Here is a 21,981-nt window from a genome sequence, read left to right on the forward strand (position 1 = left end):
CTCGGGCAGGATTGTTCAATCTTCTTTGGTTAGGTGGGGCTAATCTATAGCCAAGTTAGCCGGTCAGCACACATAAGACAGAGAGGACGCCATGTTTAAGAAATCGCTTTTATTACTATTGAGCAGTTTGCCGTTTACCATTTTTGCTTCCCCAGTTTCTGCAAATGATCACCACATTAACCTAGCCTCGGAGGAAACCACCATGAAACAAATTGAACTTAATACTCAAGTTGGCCAACTAGCCGCGAACCTTTACCTGCCAAAAGGTGTGAAAAATGCGCCAGTAGTGATTGTGACTGGCGCATGGACAACGGTGAAAGAGCAAATGCCAGCGGTATACGCTCAAGCATTGGCAGAGCGAGGCTACGCAGCATTAACCTTCGATTTCCGAGGCTGGGGCGAGAGTAAAGACCAAGTCTTGTACCTAGAAGATCCTGTACGCAAAACAGAAGACATTCGCGCAGTGATTGAAGCGGTAAGTCAATTAGATGGTGTTGATGCCTCACGCATCGGTGGTTTAGGTATCTGCGCATCGGCAGGTTACATGTTGGACGCAGTTAAAGGTCACAGCAAAATAAAAGCAGCAGCAGTGGTTGCCCCTTGGTTACACGACAAAGCGATGGCAACCGAAATCTACGGTGGTGAAGAAAGCGCGAAGAGTCTACTCGCGGCAGCGGACGAAGCCGCACGTTCAGCAACGCCTGCGTACATTGAAGCAGCAAGTACAACGAATGAGAATGCCCTGATGTTCCAAGCGCCTTACTACACAGAAACAGATCGCGGATTGATCCCCGAGTATGACAACCAATTCAACGTTGCATCTTGGACGGGGTGGTTGAGCTACGATGCTCAAGCAAGCGCAGCGCAACAAGATAAGCCAGTACTCATGGTGGCATCTGAAGCCATGGCTTTGCCAGCCGGAGCTCACCGTTACATAGAGTACGCAGGCAGCAATGTTAACGCAGTATGGCTATACGACATCAACCAGTTTGATTTCTACGACCAACCACTCGCGGTAAAACTGGCTGTCGATGAAGTGGCCGAACACTTCGAAGCGAACCTATAAGGAAGCGTGTGATGAATCTAAAACAATACTGGTTACTGCTTATAGGAGTGTTAGCAATGAACGTGAACGCACAGACTACGACTTTGGATGAAGCTAAGATTCGCAGCAACATTAACAGCTTTTCTGCTCTTGCAGACCAAGGAGCGTTTGAATATCTAGGCAGGTTGTTCGCACCCGAGCTGACAGTCGACTACACCACACTGTTTGGCGGAGAAGCCCAACAAGTCAAACGTCAAGATTTGATGCAGCAGTGGGCGGGATTCCTACCGGGGTTTGATGCGACATTCCATGACTTGAGCAATCTGAACGTCACTATTAATGGTGATAAAGCAAATGCGACGGTGGACTTTACTGCTAGCCACTGGTTAGGTGAAGGGGGCTTTTGGGCGGTTTCGGGTGAATACGAGTTTGGTTTAGAGCGAACAGAAGACAACTGGCAAATTACATCAGTGAAGCTGAACAGAGAAGCAGAGCAAGGAAGCCGTGACGTGTTAGCAGAAGCGCCCAAGCACGCCGCGCAGAATTTCAAAGCTCGTGAAGCGCTCAAAGTAAGCTATTGATAGGGTGTTAAAGCATAAATAGAAACTCCCAACGGGAGTTTCTATTTACTAGTAGGAAGAAAGTTTTCACAAACTACACTCAATACCGTCGCTTCCATCGACTTGCTTAAAATGCATCAAGTGCCTCTTCTTTTACTCTTATTTCGTTCTCGGCAACGGCGTCTATCCGTTGTTGACGAGCCCTTTTTTTCATTTCCTTGGCTGTGGCTCGATACTCTAAGAACATAATTCTCTCGCTTAATGCTGTTACATATGCGAGTTGGTTATTTTGGCTGTCTTGGGGGACACCTAGCGCGATATTGGTACCGTCCTCTTTTCGCCAATAATCTATATCACCTTCCGTCGAGTGCACCGAACCGTGTTTACGCACTACTCGTTTTCGTAGTGCCTCTACATCTGTGCCAACTTTAAACTGGTATTCGCCCACAATGAATCGTTCTTTGTGATCAAAATACAAAGTAAGCTTTTCTGCATCGGCAACAAAACTGGAAACGTCAAATTGAAGTTCGACGTGTTCATCATGTTTCTTAGTCTCTATGAGTGAGGCCCCTTTTTGCATCAACGACTCTACAAACTCGGATTGTGTCCCACACCTCAATGATATTCCGAACAGAGTTTCATCACCGACTAAGCAGTCTGATGTCAATCTTGCCGGTAAGTCAAAATCATCACTAACATCGCTCAGTTTTACCCCGGAGAAAAAGTGGGGCAGTCCATCTTCACTTTTATCTCGTATTCCAGACTTTTTGTAGAGACTACGTGCTAGCTGACGATTTTTATCTACTCCTCCGCCATAAGAGTACAAATAGCCAAGGTTTGCATAGCCCCAGTTATCGCCCTTTTCGATTGCAAGTAGATAGAGGTCGTGTGCTTTTTGAAGGTTCTGTGCCGCGCCCCTGCCGCGTTCATACATCCGGCCGAGTTCATTTGGGGCATCTTTGTCCCCTAGCAACACTGCTTCTCTGTAATACATTGCGACTTCTTTGTATGAATTTTGCTTTTTCTCTGCAGTAACAGTTTCATCGTCAGTAAGAGCTACCTTTTCTAGATCTTTTTCTGCGATCTTCGCATAGATATAAAGCGCATCTTTGTACCCCTGTTTAGCTGCGATCTCATAAAAAGCCTTTGCCATCCCTATGGATTTTTGAGTATCGCCTAGGCCAAATTGGTGGATGCGACCTAAACGATATGCTGCGTTAGCTGAGAGTTTATAAGCGGCTCTTTCGTACAATTCTTTTGCTCTTTGCCAGTCTTTCTTGGTTCCTAAACCATACTCATAGCACCAGCCAAGGTTGAACTCTGCTGTCACTTCACCTTGATTTGCGGCCTTAGCGTATAAACGAAACGCTTTGTCGTAATTTAACTCCACGCCATTTCCAAAGAAGTACATGTCTCCTAAGAGGGTCTGTGCATCAGCATCCCCTTCGTTTACTAAAGGTGTTACCAAGCTTAAAGAGAGCGCATAGTTTTTTTCTTTGTATGCGGCTAGTGCTTCGTCGTAGCCTGCGAATGTTACTGAAGTAAACAGCAGAGCCAGCCAACACAAGATGAGATGAGGTTTGATTCCTTTCATTATGATCCTCAGTATCAGTTCTTCGTAATTGAGATGTTACATAAAATATCAATATCTCGCCATTTTTTGGCTCGATACATAGGGCTGAGTGATGAGTGGTGTTCTTCTTGCGCTTTGGGTGTTTGCTTTCGAACTGGGGGGATATTTTATTGCTAAACATGCTACGCAGAGCTTGGGGACGGTATGATTCCAAACGGACAGGTTTAACTCGTTTTTGCCTCAGAACGTGTTTCGATTATTTTCTACTCGCTTTGACATCGCTGCGGTTGATATACTATTTCTTATGCAACAAAATGCTATTGGTTGACGGAGCATCAACCTCAAATGCACACACTGATTTTTGCTCTGTAAACAGGTTTAAAATTGCTTGAGGTGTTTAGAGAAGGGGCTTATGAACTAAGTGCCTCTCCATGCCTAGGGGAGAGTCCATGCGGTATATTAATAGGGGGTATTATGAGTGACAGAGCTACGGTAGAAGGGCAAGCTATATATTCAAAGAAAGTTTTATCCATATATGACTTTTGGGTTTTAGGTGTTTCTAATCATTACTTTTGGAAGTGTCCGACTAGAAATATCTCTAATCACTTTCTTGATTATGTATCCCACAACCATCTAGATGTGGGGGTCGGCACTGGTTATTATCTTAAGAATTACCTTCCTCAAACAACAAGGCGTATCGCTTTGCTAGATATGAATAGAAATAGTCTTAGTGAAGCTGAAAAGGCTATCCACTCCTTCCAGCCAGAGGTATATCAGGCCGACGTCCTCAATATGCATGACCTATGTGTTGAAAAGTTCGATTCCATAAGTATTAACTATTTACTTCATTGTTTACCAGGTAGCTTTGTTGAAAAAAGTATTTTATTTGAAAACTTAAAGAAACTTTTAAATGATGACGGAGTTTTGTTTGGCAGTACAATTTTAGGAAAAGATGTGGAAGTGAACTTTTTCGCTAGAAAAATAATGAATATCTATAATAAAAAAGGCATTTTTTGCAACTTTGATGATGATTTTGAGTCACTATCAAAATCTTTAAATGAGCACTTCTCTAACGTTGAGGTTAAGACCATAGGTTGCGTGGCTTTGTTTTCATGTAAAAACAAAAAAAATCATATTTAACATAAGCTTACTTAATCCACATATCTAAAGAAAACCTTATTGCTAGTGCGATTTTACTCATTGCATTAGCTCTTTCACTACGACTTTGTAATACCTGTGATTATTCATAGCTTGCTGAATTAGCAAAGGGACTGGCAAAGTTTTGTCCAATTATGAGCTACAGCAGCAAACACAAAAAAGCCACGCATTGCGTGGCTTTTGTCGTTTGGTGAGTTCGTTTATTGCTTGGTTGGGCCGTTGCGAACTAGGTCTTGGCCTGTTTGGAACACTTCTTCTGTTACCCAACGGCCTAAGATAAGCTGGTGCTTGTCATCGAGTACTGCAACAAAACGGCGGCCATCGCTGTTGTTGGTTGCTAGCACGACGCCTGCTGCGTTGGCTAAACCTAGGCTGCCACTTTCCACAGTGATTAGAAATGCTTCTAGTTCTGCTAGGTCGGCAATAATTCGATCGTCATCAATCATTCTTTGTTCTCGCTGTTCTTACGCGTGCCTTGGCTCATGCGCCTATTTCGACACGCCAAATTAATTGCGTGTACTTTAACGATCATAGCGGCTAATTGCCATAGTCGACAGCCAATAACCCCCGTTTGCGAAAAGGTACTAGCTGCTTATTTGTTCGTTCACAGCGCTTTAGGCAACAAAGCGCGTTGACCCGTCTACAAGTGTAGGGTTTAGGCTGAGGGTTCGGCTTATGATAAGAGGTAAAAATGGCACCGTTACAGCAGAAAGTTTCTCACCCTAATCGCTTTGCATTGCAAGCATTCGAGAAGTTATCGGCAACCACAAAAGGCGTGGCACTAGCGTTGGCATCAACGGCACTTTTTACCATCGTCGGGGTACTGGTACGTGTATTAAGTGGCAGCATTGATCTGTTCCAGATCTTGTTGTCGCGCCAAGTGGTATTCATTGCATTACTGTTGCCTGCTATCGTTAAGAACATGGATGTACTACTTAAGCCTAAGCACCTCAAATTGCATACATGTCGTATTTTAGGGGCGTTTGTGGCTTTGTATTTCGGTTTTGTCACCGTGAGCAATATTCCATTGGCAGATGCCACTGCGCTGGGTTTTACGCAGGTATTGTTTGTTGCGGCTATCTCACGGATGTTCTTGGCAGAACAAGTGTCGACATCGCGCCTGTTTACCATCATCGTTGGCTTTATCGGTGTGATGCTGGTGGTTCAACCAAGCTTCGAGCAATCGTCGTTAACCTACACGCTGCTTGGGTTGTTGTCGGCGTTAGGTGCGGCGGTAGCGGTGATCTGTGTGCGTAAGGTGGCTCAAACCGAGCCAAGGATCACCTTGCTGGCCTACCAAGCGATATTTGTGGGTTTAATTGCGTTAGTGCCAAGCTTGCTTAATTGGACATGGCCAACCCTAGAACAGATGGTATTGTTAGTATGTGTCGGCGCGATTTCATCTGTCGCTCAGTGGATTGGTATCACGGCTTACAAATATGGTGAAGCGAATGTGGTTGCCAACGTAGAGTATGCCAAGATTATCTATTCTGTGTTGTTTGGCTATTGGTTGTTTGCAGAGATCCCAAATATCGTAGCATTGGCTGGAATCGCGGTGCTGATATTGAGTGCTGTTCTACCCATTCTGTTTAAAGCGCGTTAACCGCTGGAGGTTGTATTGTTCACTGTTACTCAACTCGCGAAAGCCTGCGAGGTTTCGCGTACCACAGTATTGTATTACGAACGTGTGGGGTTACTGTTTCCCGCAAGCCGAACGGATAGTGGTTATCGACTCTATGGTGAGAAAGAACACGCCCGTTTGAAAAGTATTTTGTCGTATCGCTCGTTTGGTTTACCCGTCCAAGACATTGCGCCACTGCTCGACAGTGTCGGTAATGACAAACAAGAGCATGCGTTACGCGGGCACTTCAATGCGCTAGAGCAGGAGATCCAATCTCTGCGCCAACAGCAAAAAGCCATATTGATGATGTTGGAAGAGCCAAGCCTGCCCGAACAAGCGGCACTGACCAAAGAACGCTGGGTTGAAATCATGCGTGGAGCAGGGATGAACGATGACGATATGATGAACTGGCATAAGCAGTTCGAAAAAAGGGAGCCACAGGCTCATCAAGATTTTTTGGAATCGCTGAACATTGAACGCGAGGAAATCGAGGCCATACGCAATGCGTCGAAACAATAGTGCTAAAGCCTCGAGGTCATGAGCGAGAAACGCAAAAGTATGTGGTAACGAGTCGTTAAACAGCCCATTTCAGTCATTAAAAAGAGCCAACACATGAGTGTTGGCTCTTTCGATTTTGGTCATGGTGTCTATGGGGTTATTGAGCGTCTACCAACCATTGTTGAGACAACCAAAAGAATGGCGAGCCATTTCTATGAGGGGCGGTACAGTTGAGCCTATGGCGACCATTACTCAGTGGCTCTGGCGGCGTGACGCTGAATTCCAAATCGGATTTCCAGCTTACGTCTATCGGTTGGCCATTGATGAAACACTGCAAGTGCGGGTAGTACGCTTCGCTTGATTCCAGCAGGGTGATGTTTAGCTCTGGTTGGCTTGATGTCGTTTGAGGATCAGGCAGCGCAGCGTAATCGAGTGGCAGGGCAGAGGCGTTGATCTTAAAACGCAAAGAGCTGATGCTGGCATAGTTACCAGCAGCGTTGAACCTTGGCAGCGCTTGCCAGTCGCTTGTTGTTCCCACAGTACCCGATTGCTGACCAAAAGCAATGTAGCCTTGTTCTTTTAGCCACAGTTTGAGCTCGTTATTGTACTCGCCGTATGGGTAGGCAAAAATCATCGGTGCGTGGCCGATTTTCTGCTCTAACTTGGCTTGTGCATCGTTGATGTTGGATTTAACCGCTTCTAACCAATTGTCGTCCTTTAGAGCCTTGCTCACCAAATGTCCGTGGTCGAGAGTGTGGTTGGCAATGGTGACGCCATTATCAGCCATTTCTTTCAGCTCATCCCAGCTGCAGTAACCTTGGTAGTTGTCGTCTATTGGGTTGGTAGTAACAAATACCGTAAAAGGTAAACCACGTTTTTTGAGCTCAGGGTAGGCGGTATCGCAAACCGATTTAAATCCATCATCGAACGTGAGCGCGATGCTTCGTTTCTCAAGTGGTTTTCCAGCCTGTACTTGTTTCACCGCTTGTTCCAAATCGACAATCTCATAACCTTGCTGTTCAAAGTTATCGAGCTGGGCAATAAAGTCGGCGACTCTGGTTGAGGTGACCGCAGGGGTGTCATCAGCAACATGGTGGTACAGCAAAATGTTTAGGGTTTGCGCCGAAGCGGGGGCAGACAGAGCTAGCAATGGAAGTAGACATTTCTTAAGCAAAGGAAGGTAACCTCTCACGATGATGAATTTGGCACTGCCAAATCATAGGGTTAAACATAAACCTTATTGTAGCTGCTATTGGGCACTGTGATTGTTATTTGTGTGTAATCAATCACTTTAGTTACTCGCTGAGTGTTAGGAGTGTTGAATAAGCTGCTGTTCAATCGCTTGTTGCGCCAGAGTCACCCCAATAGGCACAGAAGCCGAATACGGGTGGAGTGCATAGATGTTGGCGTTTGAAATCGCTTCGATTGCTTGCAGTGAAGGATGTTGAGTGAGCATTAAATCAGGGACGACGCCAATGCCCAGCCCTTGCTCAATCATGGCGATGGTTTGGTGAATTGTATTGGTGCGGTGAACCGCGTGAAACTCGACATTTTCGCCTTTAATTTGGTGCTGCATGTGTGTGCCTTGCCAGTGATTGGCAATGTAGCAAGCTTGGTTGAGTGGCACTGTTGAGCCAACGTTTTGGCAAAGTACATCAGAGAACTGACCGAGCTTTCTTTGCCTGTAATTGCTGTCTGGAGATTCACCAACACGAATGGCGAGGTCGATGTCATGCTGCATGAGGTCGAGGTGATGATCTTCGCAGATAAGATTAAACGAGAGCTTTTGATACTGTGACAACTGGCTAGATAACGCAGGGATCACGATTGTGTTCATCAGCGCGTGAGGCGCCGTAATGGTCAGTGTTCCCATAGGTTGTTCTTGCTGCTCCAACACTTCACTCCAAGCCCGTTCAGCGATGGTGTGCATTTTTAGGCAATGTTGGTAGAACTTCTCGCCGGCAGGAGTGAGGGTTTGACGACGTGTCGTGCGCTTTAATAGCGTAAACGACAAGTCCGACTCTAACTGTTTAAGGTGTTGGCTGAGCACCGATTTAGAGAGATTTAATTTATCGGCCGCTTTGGTTATCGAACCTGCTTCGACAATATTTAAAAACAGCGACATCTGTCTGAGCTTATTCATCTCGTAATCTCTTATTTGTTTGAATGTTATTGTTCGGTTTGATTAAACAGTGATTTTATTTTAGCGTGTTTTTCTTGGTCAATTCCATCGCTAATATTGGATTCAACAGCAATGGAGAACAAACATGAACAATTCAGTTTTAGACGCATGTAAAGCGGGTATTTCAGCTTGGCAATCAGCTTTCAATCACGGCAACGCGAAAGGGTGTGCACAGCAGTACGCAGAAGGCACGACAATGGTTGCTAAACCTTTTGGTACGTTTGTTGGGCGCGAAGCAATCGAAAACTTTTGGCAAGGCATCATCGACCAAGGTTTTTCGAACGTAGAGTATCAAGACGTGGAATGGACAGCAGAAGGCGAAGACGGATTTATCCTAACCTCTAGCTGGACGATGAACAAAGCCTACGGCGTGGTGCACAAAGAGCATTGGAAGTTGCAAGCAGACGGTAAAGCAAGGCTAGAATACGATGAGTTTGAAGTGCTCGGTGAGCGCTAGAATTAGGCTTAAAGTTAAGAAATGCCCGTGATTGTTCACAGGCATTTTTGTTTATTCAGTCACCGTGACGTCTTCAATAGTAATGGTGCTGATTGGCACGTGTTCATGCCCTTGCTTGGCGGTGGTTTCAATCGCAGCAATGGCGTTTACCACATCCATCCCTGCAACTACGTTACCAAACACAGCGTAGCCCCAGCCTTTATTGGTGGTTGCTGTATGGTCGAGAAAATCGTTGTCGGCCAAGTTAATGAAAAATTCCGACGTTGCAGAATGAGGCGCTTCGGTACGGGCCATCGCAATAGTACCCAACTTATTCTTTAGGCCGCGATTGGCTTCGTTGACGATGGCTGGTCGGGTTGGCTTTTCTAGTAAGTTGTTATCGTAACCGCCGCCTTGAATCATAAAGCCCGGAATCACTCGATGGAAAATGGTGCCAGTGTAGAAGCCTTCTTTGCAATAGCGCAGGAAGTTTTTAGCACTGACTGGAGCTGTGGAAAGGTCGAGCTCAATGACGATATCGCCAAGGTTGGTATGTAAGGTAATCATGACTTGCATTCCGAAAGGTAAACTGCGGCAAGTATATACCGAAAACCGTGTAAATAACGGGTTATTCCCCAGCGATATTTACCTTACGTTTGGGACCGACCCTAGTAATTCTTCACTATAATTACAGTGAACAAGTCAGTAAGGAGAAACACTATGGAACTCCGCAACAGCCGAGGTGAAATTGCCAGAATGGCAGACAACCTCACTCTCAAAGAAATATCTGAAATGGGTTTTAGCATCGACCTTTGTGATGAAAACTTCGACCCGACTGAGTTTTGGCACGTAGAAGCTCAAAGCAAAAAGGACGATATGCCCGAATAGGGGAGAAAAACTCCGAAGCTAAAAGTAGAAAGGAAAAAGCCGAGCTGGACTAGGGCTCGGCTTTTTATTGGTACCTATAGGGGAGGTACCGCATTACGTAGTTATGGACTGAGTGATTACCACTCGTAACGCAGGCTGGTGGTGAACACTGCGCCTTTCTGGCCAGAAACACTTGCGCCAGAAGAGGTAATGTCTGAGTTGCCACCTTTGTTGTCGGTGTAGTTCAAGAAGATTGACGATTGACGCGTCAGGCGGTACTGCACTTCAGTTTGAATTGCATCTTCAATCACATCTTCGCCGTTGGTTGACTCATCTAGGGCTAAGTAACGGTAACCCGCACGAACAACCCAGTCGCCGAAATCGTATGCTGCACGGAAGTCGTAGCCTGTTGTGTCGGCATTGTCGCTGCTGTTTCTAAGCCCCATTGATTCTTGGGTGTATGCCGCACCTAGGTATAGGCCGCCAAGGAAGTATTGCGAACCCAAGCCCCAAGTTTGGTAATCTTGTACGTCGGCGCTTGCATCGTCAGATTTGTTGTACTGGAACATTGCGGCTGGTTTTAGGATACCTGCATCACCCATGTCGATGGTGTAACGTGCTGCCGCGTTGTAACCGTAATCAACGTTGCTATTGGTGATAAGTGCTGTACCGAATGCCAAGTTGCCGATTTCGTTACGGTATTGGAACGTACCGTTTTGACGGAAGATAAGCGCAGCACTGGAGTCAACGGTACCTACGTGGTAACCCGCAACTGGGTCGCCACCAGTAGAGAAGATATCACCAATATCAGAGAACAGCGTCACTACCGACAGCACACGGCCTGTTTCGATGCGGCCATTTTCGTTCATGTCGATACCTGCCCACACGTAACGAGCTTGCCAATCGATGCTTGCGTCGTCATCGTTTGAAACCAATTGGTACTGCATCTGACCAATGAGTGAGTAATCGTCGTTGATCACTTGGTGGCCGTTGAAGCCAACACGAGCACTGACGGAACCGTTCAGTTTTTCATCGCCATCTGCGGCTGGGTTGCTGTGCTCATCGTGATATTTGAAATCACCTTGGACACGACCATACATATTCAACACTGAGCCATCTTCTGCTTTATAAATTTGTGCTGCTTGAGAGGTAATAGGCAGTAGAGCAACCGGAGCCAGCGCCAGAGCAAGTAAAGTTTTTTTCATTTTAAGTACCACTTTTGTAGAGATATATCCCTAATGTTTCACTCGCAAATATCCGTATTTGCTTGTTTTTGGCACGACAAAGCCCCCGCCATTAGAAATGGCGTAGTAGGAGGGCGATAACGTGTATTAGTAAAAGTTGTTAGTTAGCGAGCAAACGCTTGTGGAGTTTCACTACCACTTTCTTGAGCTTTTCAGGCTGAGCAATTTCGCAGCCGGGTTTGTGGGGCTCTCCCGGGAAAAACACCGCAAACATGCTTGGTTGTAGAACCACTTCGCTGGCGTCGGTCATGTTGCCGACTAAGAAGAAGTCGTTCTCGGCATCGTAGTCGGTCGCCGGAAGGTTCTTTGGTGATTCGTTGCAAAATTGAATGCGCTCTTCACCATAGATAAGGCATTGAATATCTAAATAGTCTTGGTGGACTTCAGCCTGTTTGCTTTCGGCTGGAGTCGTGTTGAATTCCATGACGTTAGCGAAGATATCGTCGCCATCTATGATGTGTTGACCCACTTCCAATTCCATCAAGTCGACGGTTTGTAAGTAGTCCAAGCAACGTAAGATTGGCTTTGGCAAATATTGGTTAACGTTATGGTGTTGAATATGACCGTAAATCACAGTGGGTATCTCCAAATTCTAGGGTAGGTTGCAAGGGCTCTCTGCCGAGCCCTGCACGGTTGGTTACGCCTTAGCGAGCTTTCCCACAGTCAATTGCTCTTTGTCTGCGTCGCTTAACGTGTTTTTAAACAGTGGCGCAGTTAGGTAACCCACAATGACTACTATTAACGTGCCAACCACACCGTAGAAGAAGAAGTTCAGGTCAGTGAAGTAACGTACACACACAACCGTCGCGATACTTGAAACCACACCAACTAGTGCACTAGATGCATTCGCTTTGCGTACGAAGATACCCAGCATGAATAGACCTGTCATTGGGCCACCCATTAGGCCAAGTAGGCTGTTGAACGCATCCCAAATTTCGCTTTCGTTTGAAAGGATAAGGTACGTAGATGCACACACACCAAGAATACCTGCTGTTACAGTTAGGATTCGGCCTACTTTCAGCTTTTGTTCTGCCGATGGCTGGTCACTGATTTTTTCGTAGATGTCTGAAGTGAAACATGCCGCAATGCTGTTTAAGCTACTTGAAATACTCGATTGAGACGCTGCAAAGATAGCGGCAATAATCAGGCCTGCAACACCCGCTGGCATTTGTGAAATTACGTAGAACGGTAAGATACCACCTGTGTTGAAGCCTTCTGGTAGAAGTGCTGGGTTTTGTGAATAGTAAGCAAACAAGCCTGAACCTACCGCGAAGAAGAAGATTGGCACACACGCAACCAGTTTTGCGTTAGTAATAAGTGCGCGCTTAGTTTCTTCGATGTTGTCGGTCACGATGTAACGTTGTACAACGTCTTGGCTTGCGGTGAATTGCTGTAGAGACGCAAAGAAGAAGCCAATCATAAGAACAGGAATCGTGCTTTCACTCCAACTCCAACGGAACTGTTCTGCTGGGAAGTATTTACCTTCGCGAGCCGACATGCTGAAGATTTCAGTGACGCCGCCATCAACGTTGAAACAGATCACTAGGAAGATAAGGATAGCCGCACCAGACAGCATGATGCCTTGGATTACGTCGGTCCAAATTACGCCTTCAATACCACCCAAGAAGGTGTAGATGATACAGAGAACACCAATCAAGAATACGATGGTGAGTGGGCTCATGTCGATGAATGGCATCAGCGCTAGAGCGGTTAGGTAAGTCACGATAGCGATACGACCAATGTGGAACAGCATGAATGAAATACTGCCGAATAGGCGCATTTTCACGTCGAAGCGACGCTCTAGGTATTCGTAAACGGAAGTGAGGTTCAATTTACGGAAGAAAGGAATGTAGAACCAAAACACGATCGGCAAGATCGCAATCGCGATGTACTGACCGATGAGGAATGTCCAGTCGTCGGTGTATGCTTTCGCAGGGATCGACATGAAGGTGATAGAGCTAAGGGTAGTGGCGAATACACTGAAGCCAGCTGCCCAGCCCGGAATTCGTCCGCCTGCTTTAAAGTAATCATCCGCTGATTTCTGGCGCTTCGCGAAGTAAACGCCGACTCCCATAATTGCACCTAAATAAACTATCAAAGCGATATAGTTTAGTGTGCCAAATGAACTTGCTTCCATTAGGGTAAACCTTTTGTTGTAGGATTTAATTGTAGGCAAAGCAGCGCCAGTAATACTGTGATTGGCAGCGTTTTCCCGCTACTGCTTGGCCGATTTATTCAAAGTTTTATTAATATTTTCGGTGACGGAGTGTCGTGGCTAAGCGATTTCTTGTTTTAGCTGTTTCGCGTCAGACACGGCCTTATCAAACCAACCACATATGTGTTCAATTCGGGTTATCGCAGAGCCGACAGTGACACAAGACGCTCCGGCAGAAATTGCTTGAGATGCGAGCTCTGGTGAGTTGAATCGGCCTTCCGCCATTACGAAGCAGCCTCTTTTCGCCAGTTCAGTAATGAACTCGAAATCAGGCTCGGTAGGTGTTGGCCCACCCACATAGCCAGATAAAGTTGTCCCGATCACTTCGCAGCCTAATTCTTGGCTGTGTAAGCCTTCTTCTAGGTTGGAGCAATCTGCCATCGCTAAGCAGCCTAGGCTGTGAATGGTGTCGACTAACTGAGCGACAGGAGTTGGCCTAGCGCGATCGGTTGCGTCGATCGCTATGATGTCAGCGCCTGCTTCTTTAAGTGCGATGACGTCTTCAACGAAAGGCGTGATGCGTACGTCTGTGCCTTCAAGGTCACGTTTAACAATTCCAATGATTGGCACTGAAACCAGTGGGCGAACGGCTTTTAGGTTGTCTACGCCTTCAATTCTTAAAGCGACTGCACCACCAAGTACGCTCGCGTGAGCCATGGCGGCGACGATTTCAGGCTTATCCATTGGTCCGTCATCAACAGGCTGGCAAGAAGAAACAAAGCCCCTTGAGAGAGTTGCAAGAATAGGATGTGATAAGTGTTGCATGTAAGCTAAACTCCAAATGAGATAATGCCATGTAAGTTTCACTCCATTTTGTTGTTTTGGAGTGAAACTTCAACGATCATTGTTCGAAATGGAGATTAACCTCTCAAAATTATTTTCTTGCCTCACTGTCCATTGCCGGTATATCGATCTTAAGTTATTGAATATATGTGAAATAAATTCACATTCAATGTTTTATGAATGATTCTGTTTTAGAATATTATTTTGGTGAATGGTTTTTAATGGAGTAAAAAAAGCCCCAACGGAATGCTGGGGCTCTTAGTAAGGTGATTGGAGTGGAGAAGTTACTACTGCTGTGAAATGGCTTCTGTGGTCTTCAGCTTGATATCGAATGTGCCAGAAATATCGCGCTGAACGAGTAGGGTATACATCAAATCCAGTACGAATAGCTGAGAGATTTTGGTACCAATAGAGTCGCCCTGAAGTTGGCCTTGTCGGTTACCGTTAACCAGAACTTTGTCTGCGTATTTGGTGATCGCTGAGCGTGGATTATGAGTAATAGCAACGGTTGTCGCGCCGTTATCTTTGGCAAGCTTCAATGCTTTAGTGGTTTCTGTAGAGTCACCAGAATGGCTGATACCAATAGCGATGTCGCCAGGTTTCAATAGAGAAGCCTTGATGTACATGAAGTGGTTGTTGGTGTAAGCATCAACATTTAGACCAATACGCATAAACTTATATTTGGCGCTTTCAGCCGTAATACCGGATGAACCTACGCCGAAGAAATAGATGGCGTTAGCGTTTTTGGCTAACTCTGCCGCGGCGTCTAGCTCTGCGAAGTTCAGTAGATTCAACGTTTCCGATAGTACGTGATCTATGGACGACTGTAGCTTTTTGCCAATCATCTCTGGGCTGTCTTCCGGTGTGACGTCGGTATCGAGAATGGAAGGTTCTACGGTTTTGGCGTTAGATACTTCTACCGCCAGCATTAGTTTGAAATCCTGATAGCCATTAAACCCAAGTGTACGACAGAAACGAATGATGGTTGCGTCGCCAGCGTTCACTTCTTGCGAAAGTTCAGCAATAGAAAATGTGCTGATTTGCTCTGGGTTGGCTGTCACGTAATCGGCGATGCGTTTAGAAGAGGGCGTCAAGCTGTTATACAGGCTACCAATGGTATCCAAAATGTTTCCAGCTCTGATCTGCGGTTTGGTCATACTTTCGCTCTTATTCACTCGGTAATTAAAGCCATAATGACATATATTAATGACATTATGAAGTTATACTCCATGAAAGCATGATAACCCATTTTCATAGCAACGCTGAGTTTTAAAGGGGTTTAGTGAAGAAAAAAATTGTGCCGAGGTCACATTTTGGCTTTTACGCCATTATTTTTGTTGAATCATGAAATTTAGCTCCATAATATAAGTGCAGCTCCACTTTTCAAATTAATTATGAAGTATTGCTTCATATCATTCCGCTACTTCGGTATGCCGAGAGGAAAACATGAAAAAACTAACTGGCCTAATTGCTGCTCCACACACTCCGTTCGATAGTAACAACCAAGTGAACTTTAGCGAGATCGACAAGATCGCTGCGCACTTAATCACGGATGGCGTAAGCGGCGTATACATTTGTGGTACTACAGGCGAAGGCATTCACTGTAGTGTCGAAGAGCGCAAAGCGATTGCTGAGCGTTGGGTATCGGCGAGTGCTGGAAAGCTAGACATTATTGTCCACACTGGTGCGCTTAGCATTGTAGACACGTTAGAACTGACTAAGCACGCTGAAACTATCGATATTCTTGCGACTTCGGCGATCGGCCCTTGTTTCTTCAAACCGGGCAGCGTTGAAGCATTAGTTGAGTACTGTGCAACCGTTGCGGCAGCGGCACCTTCAAAAGGTTTCTACTATTACCACTCTGGCATGTCTGGCGTAAATCTAGATATGGAGCAGTTCCTTATCCAAGCAGACAAGAAGATTCCAAACCTTTCTGGCCTGAAATTCAACAGCGGTGACTTATACGAATACCAACGCTGCTTGCGTGCATGTGATGGTAAGTTCGATATTCCATGGGGTGTAGATGAGCATTTACCTGGCGCGCTAGCGGTTGGTGCGAAAAGTGCGGTAGGTAGTACCTATAACTACGCAGCGAAACACTTCAATTCGATCATCGAAGCGTTTGAGCAAGGCGAACACGCTCAAGTTATCGAAAAAATGGATACAGTTATTGCTCTTATTCGAGTGCTGGTGGAGTTCGGTGGCGTTTCTGCGGGTAAAGCTGCAATGGCACTGCACGATATCGACGCGGGCGATGCTCGTCTGCCACTGCTTCCTCTTTCCGCAGAGCAAAAGGAAGTGGTAGTAAGCAAAATGCGCGCAGCTGGTTTCCTATAAAATTAACTTACTAACTGCCTACGTTTAGTGAGTCGATAGCCCGAACTAAGGATTAGTTCGGGCTATTTTTTGGCTCTAAACCACACTTATTGATAACTCTCTCAGTGATCCCGTTCACCGTTTCCCGCCTGTTTCAAAACATTTCAAAGATCAAAATCACACATTGATTCGGTGAGTCGTGCAAAACAAAATTTGTGCATTATTCTTTCATCGAAACGTTTCGATGGGTGTTTTCTCAAAGCAAAATGACAACAGTTTCACAAGAACAAGCACTCATATGAAGTCTTAACGTAGCCCAAAATTAAGGTCGAGAAATGAAAAAAAGTACTCTCATCAATGCCGAATTATCGTATTTAGTTGCGACGCTAGGCCACACCGATGAAATCACTATTTGTGATGCAGGCTTGCCTATTCCTGATGATGTGCAGCGCATCGATTTAGCCTTGACCCATGGCGTACCAAGTTTCCTTGAGACAGTGCGAGTGATTCTGTCGGAATCTCAAGTTGAAGGTGTTGTGATCGCTGAAGAGTTTGCTGCTGTTAGCCCAGAGCACCACAGTGCACTTATTAAAGAACTAAAATCAGAAGAAGAATGCACGGGTAAATCCATCGAGATTCACTACGTGTCTCACGAAGAATTCAAAGTAAGAACGCAGTCGAGCCGTGCAGTCGTGCGAACGGGTGAATGCACGCCTTACGCCAACGTTATTTTCCAAGCTGGCGTTGTATTTTAACGCTTTCGATATCGAATTGAGGACATGACATGACTCAAGCCATTTTACAACTCAGCGAAATTGAAAAAGCTTTTCCAGGGGTGAAAGCCCTAGACAAAGCAAGCCTCAATGTTTATCCAGGCCGCGTTATGGCGCTGATGGGTGAAAACGGTGCTGGTAAGTCGACGCTGATGAAAGTGCTAACAGGCATTTACTCACTGGACGCCGGTAGTATTCATTACCAAGGTGCATCGGCAGCGTTTAAAGGCCCACGCGATTCTCAACAAGCCGGGATCAGCATCATTCACCAAGAGCTGAACTTGATCCCTGAACTGACTATCGCAGAAAACATCTTTCTGGGGCGAGAGTTCACTGGCGCGATGGGGCGCATTCAGTGGGGCAAAATGTATCAAGAAGCGGACAAGCTGCTTGCTCGTTTGAACGTCAAACACAGTTCTAAAACCTTGCTTGGTGATTTAAGCCTAGGTGAGCAACAGATGGTTGAGATTGCAAAAGCACTGTCTTTTGAATCTAAGGTGATCATCATGGATGAGCCGACCGATGCGCTAACCGATACGGAAACTGAATCTCTATTTAAGGTAATCAATGAACTTCGCGACCAAGGCTGCGGCATTGTTTACATCTCTCACCGTTTGAAAGAGATCTTCGAGATCTGTGATGACATCACTGTGCTGCGCGATGGCAAATTCATTGGTGAATGCCAAGTGTCGGATACTGATGAAGACGGCCTGATCGAAATGATGGTAGGGCGTAAATTAGAAGAGCAGTACCCACGTATTGATGTACGCCACGGTGATACTTGCCTTGAAGTGATTGGCCTGACCGGCTCTGGCGTTCACGATGTGAGTTTTACGCTTAAGCGCGGCGAAATTCTTGGTGTGTCTGGCCTTATGGGGGCAGGGCGTACCGAACTGATGAAGGTGATTTACGGAGCTCTACCTAGTGAGCGCGGCGTGATTAATCTTGATAATAAAACCATTAACCCAGTAAGCCCACAAGATGGCTTGGCGAATGGCATTGCTTATATTTCTGAAGACCGTAAAGGCGATGGCTTGGTTTTGGGCTTATCTGTTAAAGAGAACATGTCCTTATGTGCACTCGATAAGCTGACCAAAGGCGGCCAAATTCAACACAATGAAGAAGTGATTGCGGTTGAAGACTTCATTCGCTTATTCAACATCAAAACACCAACTCGCGATCAAATCATTGGCAACTTGTCTGGTGGTAACCAGCAGAAAGTAGCGATTGCAAAAGGGCTGATGACTAAGCCTAAGGTGTTGATTCTAGATGAGCCGACGCGTGGTGTAGACGTTGGGGCTAAAAAAGAAATTTACCAGCTGATCAACAAGTTTAAATCGGAAGGCATGAGCATCATTTTGGTGTCGTCTGAAATGCCGGAAGTGCTTGGGATGAGTGACCGCATCATGGTGATGCACGAAGGGCGTATCAGCGGCGAGTTTGATGCCAAAGATGCCGACCAAGAGAAACTACTCGCGTGTGCGGTAGGTAAAAAGATGAACGAGGAAGCAGCATGAGTGTGAATGCTACAAACAAAGCGACCAATGCTATGAATAATACAGCCGAACAAAACAGTAAAAAGCTATTTAGCAAAGAGTGGTTAATTGAACAAAAGTCACTGATTGCCTTACTTTTTTTGATTGTTGTGGTGTCTTTCTTAAACCCGAACTTTTTTACCGTAGACAACATTCTTAATATTCTGCGTCAAACATCGGTGAACGCAATCATCGCAGTGGGTATGACCTTGGTTATCTTAACTGCTGGCATCGATTTGAGCGTGGGTTCGGTACTCGCACTCTGTGGCGCTTTCGCCGCCACCATTATTGGCATGGAAGTGCCTGTAATGATAGCCGTACCAACGTCTCTTGTTGCCGGTGCTGCGCTTGGTGCGATCAGCGGGATCATTATCGCTAAAGGCAAGGTTCAGGCGTTTATCGCTACCTTGGTGACGATGACATTGCTACGTGGTGTGACCATGGTTTACACCGACGGCCGCCCAATCTCGACTGGCTTTACCGATACCGCAGATGCGTTTGCATGGTTTGGTACAGGTTACGCATTAGGTATCCCAGTTCCGGTATGGATGATGGTGATTGTATTTGCTGCTGCATGGTACTTACTTAACCATACACGTTTTGGCCGCTACGTATACGCTCTGGGTGGTAACGAATCTGCGGCGCGTCTATCGGGCATCAATGTGGACCGCGTGAAGATGGGTGTTTACGCCATCTGCGGTATGTTGGCAGCGCTTGCGGGCATCATCATTACTTCTCGCTTGTCTTCTGCTCAGCCAACTGCGGGTATGGGTTACGAACTGGATGCAATCGCAGCGGTTGTTCTCGGTGGTACCAGCTTAATGGGGGGTAAAGGCCGAATCATGGGTACTTTGATTGGTGCACTGATCATCGGTTTCCTGAACAACGCCCTAAACCTACTCGACGTATCTTCTTACTACCAAATGATTGCCAAAGCAGTGGTTATTCTCTTGGCAGTATTGGTTGATAACAAAAACAAGTAAATCTTAACGATTTCCAATAATTACGTACGAAATTAGACAGTACGGATAAAACTGAGCCAACGAACTTTTTACTAACAGGGTAATTTGGCTCTCCCCTACGAAAAGGACTATAACGATGAAAAAACTAGCAACATTTATTTCTGCTGCACTTCTGTCTTCCACTGTTTCTGTGTCTGCACACGCGCAAGATACGATGGCGATTGTACTATCGACACTGAACAACCCATTCTTTGTGACGATGAAAGATGGCGCTGAAGCAAAAGCAAAAGAGCTAGGTTACGACCTAATCGTTCTAGATTCGCAAAATGACCCAAGCAAAGAGCTTTCAAACGTGGAAGATCTTACGGTTCGTGGTGTAAAAGCGATTCTAATCAACCCAACGGATTCAGATGCGGTATCGAATGCAATTCGCATGGCAAACCGTTCTAACATTCCAGTACTAACGCTAGACCGTGGCGCAAGCCGTGGTGAAGTTGTTAGCCACATCGCGTCAGATAACGTAGTGGGCGGTGAAATGGCGGGTCACTTCATCATGGAAAAAGTAGGCGAGAAAGCTAAGGTTATCCAACTTGAAGGTATTGCAGGTACGTCTGCTGCACGTGAACGTGGTGAAGGTTTCATGAACGCAGTGAAAGGCAACGACATGGAACTGCTAGCAAGCCAACCAGCTGACTTCGACCGTACTAAAGGTTTGAACGTAATGGAAAACTTGCTTGCAGCTAACCCAGACGTGCAAGCGGTATTTGCTCAAAACGATGAGATGGCACTAGGTGCGCTACGTGCAGTTCAAGCATCAGGCAAAGACGTAATGATTGTCGGCTTTGATGGTACCGATGACGGTATTGCAGCGGTTAACCGTGGCAAGCTAGCTGCAACAGTGGCACAGCAACCAGACCTTATTGGCGCGCTTGGCATCGAAACTGCGGCAAAAGTACTAGAAGGCGACAAAGTTGAAGAGTACATCCCAGTACCGCTAAAAGTCGTTACTAAGTAATTCACTTACCCCAAGTGGGTGAGCAGTGTGCTTGCTAACGTAGTTTGGTAAGCCACTGACTTTGTTCTCCTCTTTCCCCCTATAGTCAAACCGTTAGGGGAGAACAAAGCTGATGTTTATGGGTTCTTGCTGTTTTAACAGAGAGCCCACAACCATCAGCCAATATGGAATCACTTCCAGTGAATTTCATGAATTCGTATCTCAATTAAGTAAGGTTCACAGAGAACCGAGGATAACCGTATGAATCAGTTAGTGGTATTAGGTAGTGTTAACGCTGACCATGTTCTTCAAGTGCCTTCATTTCCTCGCCCAGGCGAGACGCTTCACGGTCGCAACTATCAAGTTATCCCAGGTGGTAAAGGGGCAAACCAAGCGGTAGCCGCCGCACGCTTAAATGCTGACACTGGCTTTATCGCTTGTGTGGGTGACGACGCATTTGGTATCAATATTCGCGAAGCATTCAAGTTAGATGGCATAAATATCGCGGGTGTGAAGATGCAGCCAAACTGCCCAACGGGCATTGCGATGATCCAAGTATCTGATAGCGGTGAGAACAGTATTTGTATTTCTGCTGAAGCAAACGCTAAGTTGAATGCCGATGCAATTGAACCAGATTTAGAGCGCATTCGCCAAGCGAATTACCTGCTCATGCAATTGGAAACGCCATTAGACGGCATTGAAAAAGCGGCGCTTGTTGCGAAAGAAAACCGTACTAATGTCATCTTAAATCCAGCGCCAGCACGCGAACTGCCAGACAATTTACTAAAATGTGTAGATGTCATTACACCAAATGAAACAGAAGCTGAAGTGCTAACGGGTATCACGGTTAATGACGACGAATCGGCGCAGGAAGCTGCCAATGCACTGCACCGTAAAGGTATAGAGATCGTTCTGATTACTTTAGGGGCGAAAGGTGTTTGGTTAAGTCAAAATGGGCGTGGTGAGCTTATTGCAGGTTTCAAAGTGGAAGCCACTGATACCACGGCGGCAGGCGATACCTTTAATGGGGCATTGGTCACTGGTTTATTGGAAGATATGCCTTTAGAATCAGCGATTAAGTTTGCTCACGCTGCTGCAGCGATTTCTGTGACTCGCTTTGGTGCACAGACATCTATTCCAACTCGTGCCGAGGTGGATGAGTTTCTCAGCGAGAGAGCGTAAAACGCGAGTCGCTTGAAAGTAAAAGTAAGGAAGTAAC

General features: G+C 45.9%; 23 protein-coding genes. 13 read left to right on the top strand and 10 right to left on the bottom strand.

Annotated elements, in window-relative coordinates:
• Window positions 1–202: 202 nt before the first annotated feature.
• Both ACXABW_RS23345 and ACXABW_RS23350 read left to right on the top strand, forming a co-directional pair.
• Window positions 203–1,066, top strand: a complete 864-nt coding sequence (locus ACXABW_RS23345; RefSeq protein ID WP_457525868.1) for an alpha/beta hydrolase — start codon at window positions 203–205, stop codon at window positions 1,064–1,066.
• An 11-nt stretch (window positions 1,067–1,077) separates the two neighbouring features.
• A complete protein-coding gene (locus ACXABW_RS23350; RefSeq protein ID WP_457525869.1) occupies window positions 1,078–1,626 on the top strand; it encodes a nuclear transport factor 2 family protein in 549 nt (182 codons plus the stop codon).
• Window positions 1,627–1,732: 106 nt separating this feature from the next.
• Here ACXABW_RS23350 and ACXABW_RS23355 read toward each other — a convergent pair whose 3' ends face one another.
• Complete coding sequence (locus tag ACXABW_RS23355) at window positions 1,733–3,199, bottom strand: tetratricopeptide repeat protein (protein WP_457525871.1); 1,467 nt, start codon at window positions 3,197–3,199, stop codon at window positions 1,733–1,735.
• 453 nt (window positions 3,200–3,652) lie between these two features.
• On the opposite strand from ACXABW_RS23355, the gene ACXABW_RS23360 reads away from it, so the two are divergent.
• Entirely contained in the window at window positions 3,653–4,318 is a 666-nt protein-coding gene (locus tag ACXABW_RS23360; protein WP_457525873.1) for a class I SAM-dependent methyltransferase, read from the top strand.
• Window positions 4,319–4,536: 218 nt separating this feature from the next.
• Here ACXABW_RS23360 and ACXABW_RS23365 read toward each other — a convergent pair whose 3' ends face one another.
• Window positions 4,537–4,782 (bottom strand): hypothetical protein, encoded by a 246-nt coding sequence (locus tag ACXABW_RS23365; RefSeq protein ID WP_252033561.1) that lies wholly within the window; start codon window positions 4,780–4,782, stop codon window positions 4,537–4,539.
• A 245-nt stretch (window positions 4,783–5,027) separates the two neighbouring features.
• On the opposite strand from ACXABW_RS23365, the gene ACXABW_RS23370 reads away from it, so the two are divergent.
• Entirely contained in the window at window positions 5,028–5,939 is a 912-nt protein-coding gene (locus ACXABW_RS23370; RefSeq protein ID WP_457525875.1) for a DMT family transporter, read from the top strand.
• Between the two features lie 15 nt (window positions 5,940–5,954).
• Window positions 5,955–6,476 (top strand): MerR family transcriptional regulator, encoded by a 522-nt coding sequence (locus tag ACXABW_RS23375; RefSeq protein ID WP_457525877.1) that lies wholly within the window; start codon window positions 5,955–5,957, stop codon window positions 6,474–6,476.
• 136 nt (window positions 6,477–6,612) lie between these two features.
• Here the strand turns inward: ACXABW_RS23375 and ACXABW_RS23380 are convergent, their stop codons facing one another.
• Window positions 6,613–7,629: a polysaccharide deacetylase family protein gene (locus tag ACXABW_RS23380; RefSeq protein WP_457525879.1), complete on the bottom strand. Its 1,017-nt coding sequence runs from the start codon at window positions 7,627–7,629 to the stop codon at window positions 6,613–6,615.
• Between the two features lie 135 nt (window positions 7,630–7,764).
• The gene (locus tag ACXABW_RS23385) at window positions 7,765–8,598 is read right to left on the bottom strand and encodes a LysR family transcriptional regulator (RefSeq protein WP_457525881.1); all 834 of its coding nucleotides are present in this window, start codon (window positions 8,596–8,598) and stop codon (window positions 7,765–7,767) included.
• Window positions 8,599–8,722: 124 nt separating this feature from the next.
• On the opposite strand from ACXABW_RS23385, the gene ACXABW_RS23390 reads away from it, so the two are divergent.
• Entirely contained in the window at window positions 8,723–9,094 is a 372-nt protein-coding gene (locus ACXABW_RS23390) for a YybH family protein (protein ID WP_457525883.1), read from the top strand.
• 51 nt (window positions 9,095–9,145) lie between these two features.
• Here the strand turns inward: ACXABW_RS23390 and ACXABW_RS23395 are convergent, their stop codons facing one another.
• Window positions 9,146–9,640, bottom strand: coding sequence for a peptidylprolyl isomerase (locus ACXABW_RS23395; RefSeq protein ID WP_457525885.1), 495 nt, complete (start codon window positions 9,638–9,640; stop codon window positions 9,146–9,148).
• Window positions 9,641–9,793: 153 nt separating this feature from the next.
• On the opposite strand from ACXABW_RS23395, the gene ACXABW_RS23400 reads away from it, so the two are divergent.
• The gene (locus ACXABW_RS23400) at window positions 9,794–9,961 is read left to right on the top strand and encodes a hypothetical protein (protein ID WP_457525887.1); all 168 of its coding nucleotides are present in this window, start codon (window positions 9,794–9,796) and stop codon (window positions 9,959–9,961) included.
• A 116-nt stretch (window positions 9,962–10,077) separates the two neighbouring features.
• On the opposite strand, the gene ACXABW_RS23405 is transcribed toward ACXABW_RS23400, so the two are convergent.
• The 5 genes from ACXABW_RS23405 to ACXABW_RS23425 form a co-directional block, all read right to left on the bottom strand.
• Window positions 10,078–11,145 carry a porin gene (locus ACXABW_RS23405; protein ID WP_457525889.1) on the bottom strand — a complete coding sequence of 356 codons (1,068 nt, stop codon included), beginning with the start codon at window positions 11,143–11,145 and terminating at the stop codon, window positions 10,078–10,080.
• A 139-nt stretch (window positions 11,146–11,284) separates the two neighbouring features.
• Entirely contained in the window at window positions 11,285–11,758 is a 474-nt protein-coding gene (nanQ, locus tag ACXABW_RS23410; RefSeq protein WP_457525891.1) for an N-acetylneuraminate anomerase, read from the bottom strand.
• A gap of 63 nt (window positions 11,759–11,821) precedes the next feature.
• Entirely contained in the window at window positions 11,822–13,321 is a 1,500-nt protein-coding gene (locus ACXABW_RS23415; RefSeq protein ID WP_457525893.1) for a sodium:solute symporter, read from the bottom strand.
• A gap of 138 nt (window positions 13,322–13,459) precedes the next feature.
• Window positions 13,460–14,164 carry an N-acetylmannosamine-6-phosphate 2-epimerase gene (locus ACXABW_RS23420; protein WP_457525895.1) on the bottom strand — a complete coding sequence of 235 codons (705 nt, stop codon included), beginning with the start codon at window positions 14,162–14,164 and terminating at the stop codon, window positions 13,460–13,462.
• Window positions 14,165–14,469: 305 nt separating this feature from the next.
• Complete coding sequence (locus tag ACXABW_RS23425) at window positions 14,470–15,339, bottom strand: MurR/RpiR family transcriptional regulator (RefSeq protein ID WP_457525897.1); 870 nt, start codon at window positions 15,337–15,339, stop codon at window positions 14,470–14,472.
• Between the two features lie 289 nt (window positions 15,340–15,628).
• Here ACXABW_RS23425 and ACXABW_RS23430 point away from each other — a divergent pair, with 289 nt between their 5' ends.
• The 6 genes from ACXABW_RS23430 (at window position 15,629) to rbsK (ending at window position 21,944) form a co-directional block, all read left to right on the top strand.
• Window positions 15,629–16,519 carry a dihydrodipicolinate synthase family protein gene (locus ACXABW_RS23430; RefSeq protein ID WP_457525899.1) on the top strand — a complete coding sequence of 297 codons (891 nt, stop codon included), beginning with the start codon at window positions 15,629–15,631 and terminating at the stop codon, window positions 16,517–16,519.
• 314 nt (window positions 16,520–16,833) lie between these two features.
• Window positions 16,834–17,253 (top strand): D-ribose pyranase, encoded by a 420-nt coding sequence (gene rbsD / locus ACXABW_RS23435; protein WP_457525901.1) that lies wholly within the window; start codon window positions 16,834–16,836, stop codon window positions 17,251–17,253.
• 29 nt (window positions 17,254–17,282) lie between these two features.
• Entirely contained in the window at window positions 17,283–18,788 is a 1,506-nt protein-coding gene (rbsA, locus tag ACXABW_RS23440) for a ribose ABC transporter ATP-binding protein RbsA (RefSeq protein WP_457525903.1), read from the top strand.
• A gap of 32 nt (window positions 18,789–18,820) precedes the next feature.
• Complete coding sequence (gene rbsC / locus ACXABW_RS23445; protein WP_457527198.1) at window positions 18,821–19,789, top strand: ribose ABC transporter permease; 969 nt, start codon at window positions 18,821–18,823, stop codon at window positions 19,787–19,789.
• 115 nt (window positions 19,790–19,904) lie between these two features.
• Window positions 19,905–20,783, top strand: a complete 879-nt coding sequence (rbsB, locus tag ACXABW_RS23450; RefSeq protein ID WP_457525905.1) for a ribose ABC transporter substrate-binding protein RbsB — start codon at window positions 19,905–19,907, stop codon at window positions 20,781–20,783.
• 240 nt (window positions 20,784–21,023) lie between these two features.
• A complete protein-coding gene (gene rbsK / locus ACXABW_RS23455) occupies window positions 21,024–21,944 on the top strand; it encodes a ribokinase (protein WP_252033591.1) in 921 nt (306 codons plus the stop codon).
• Window positions 21,945–21,981 lie beyond the last annotated feature (37 nt).

This window comes from Vibrio paucivorans (genome assembly GCF_054053395.1).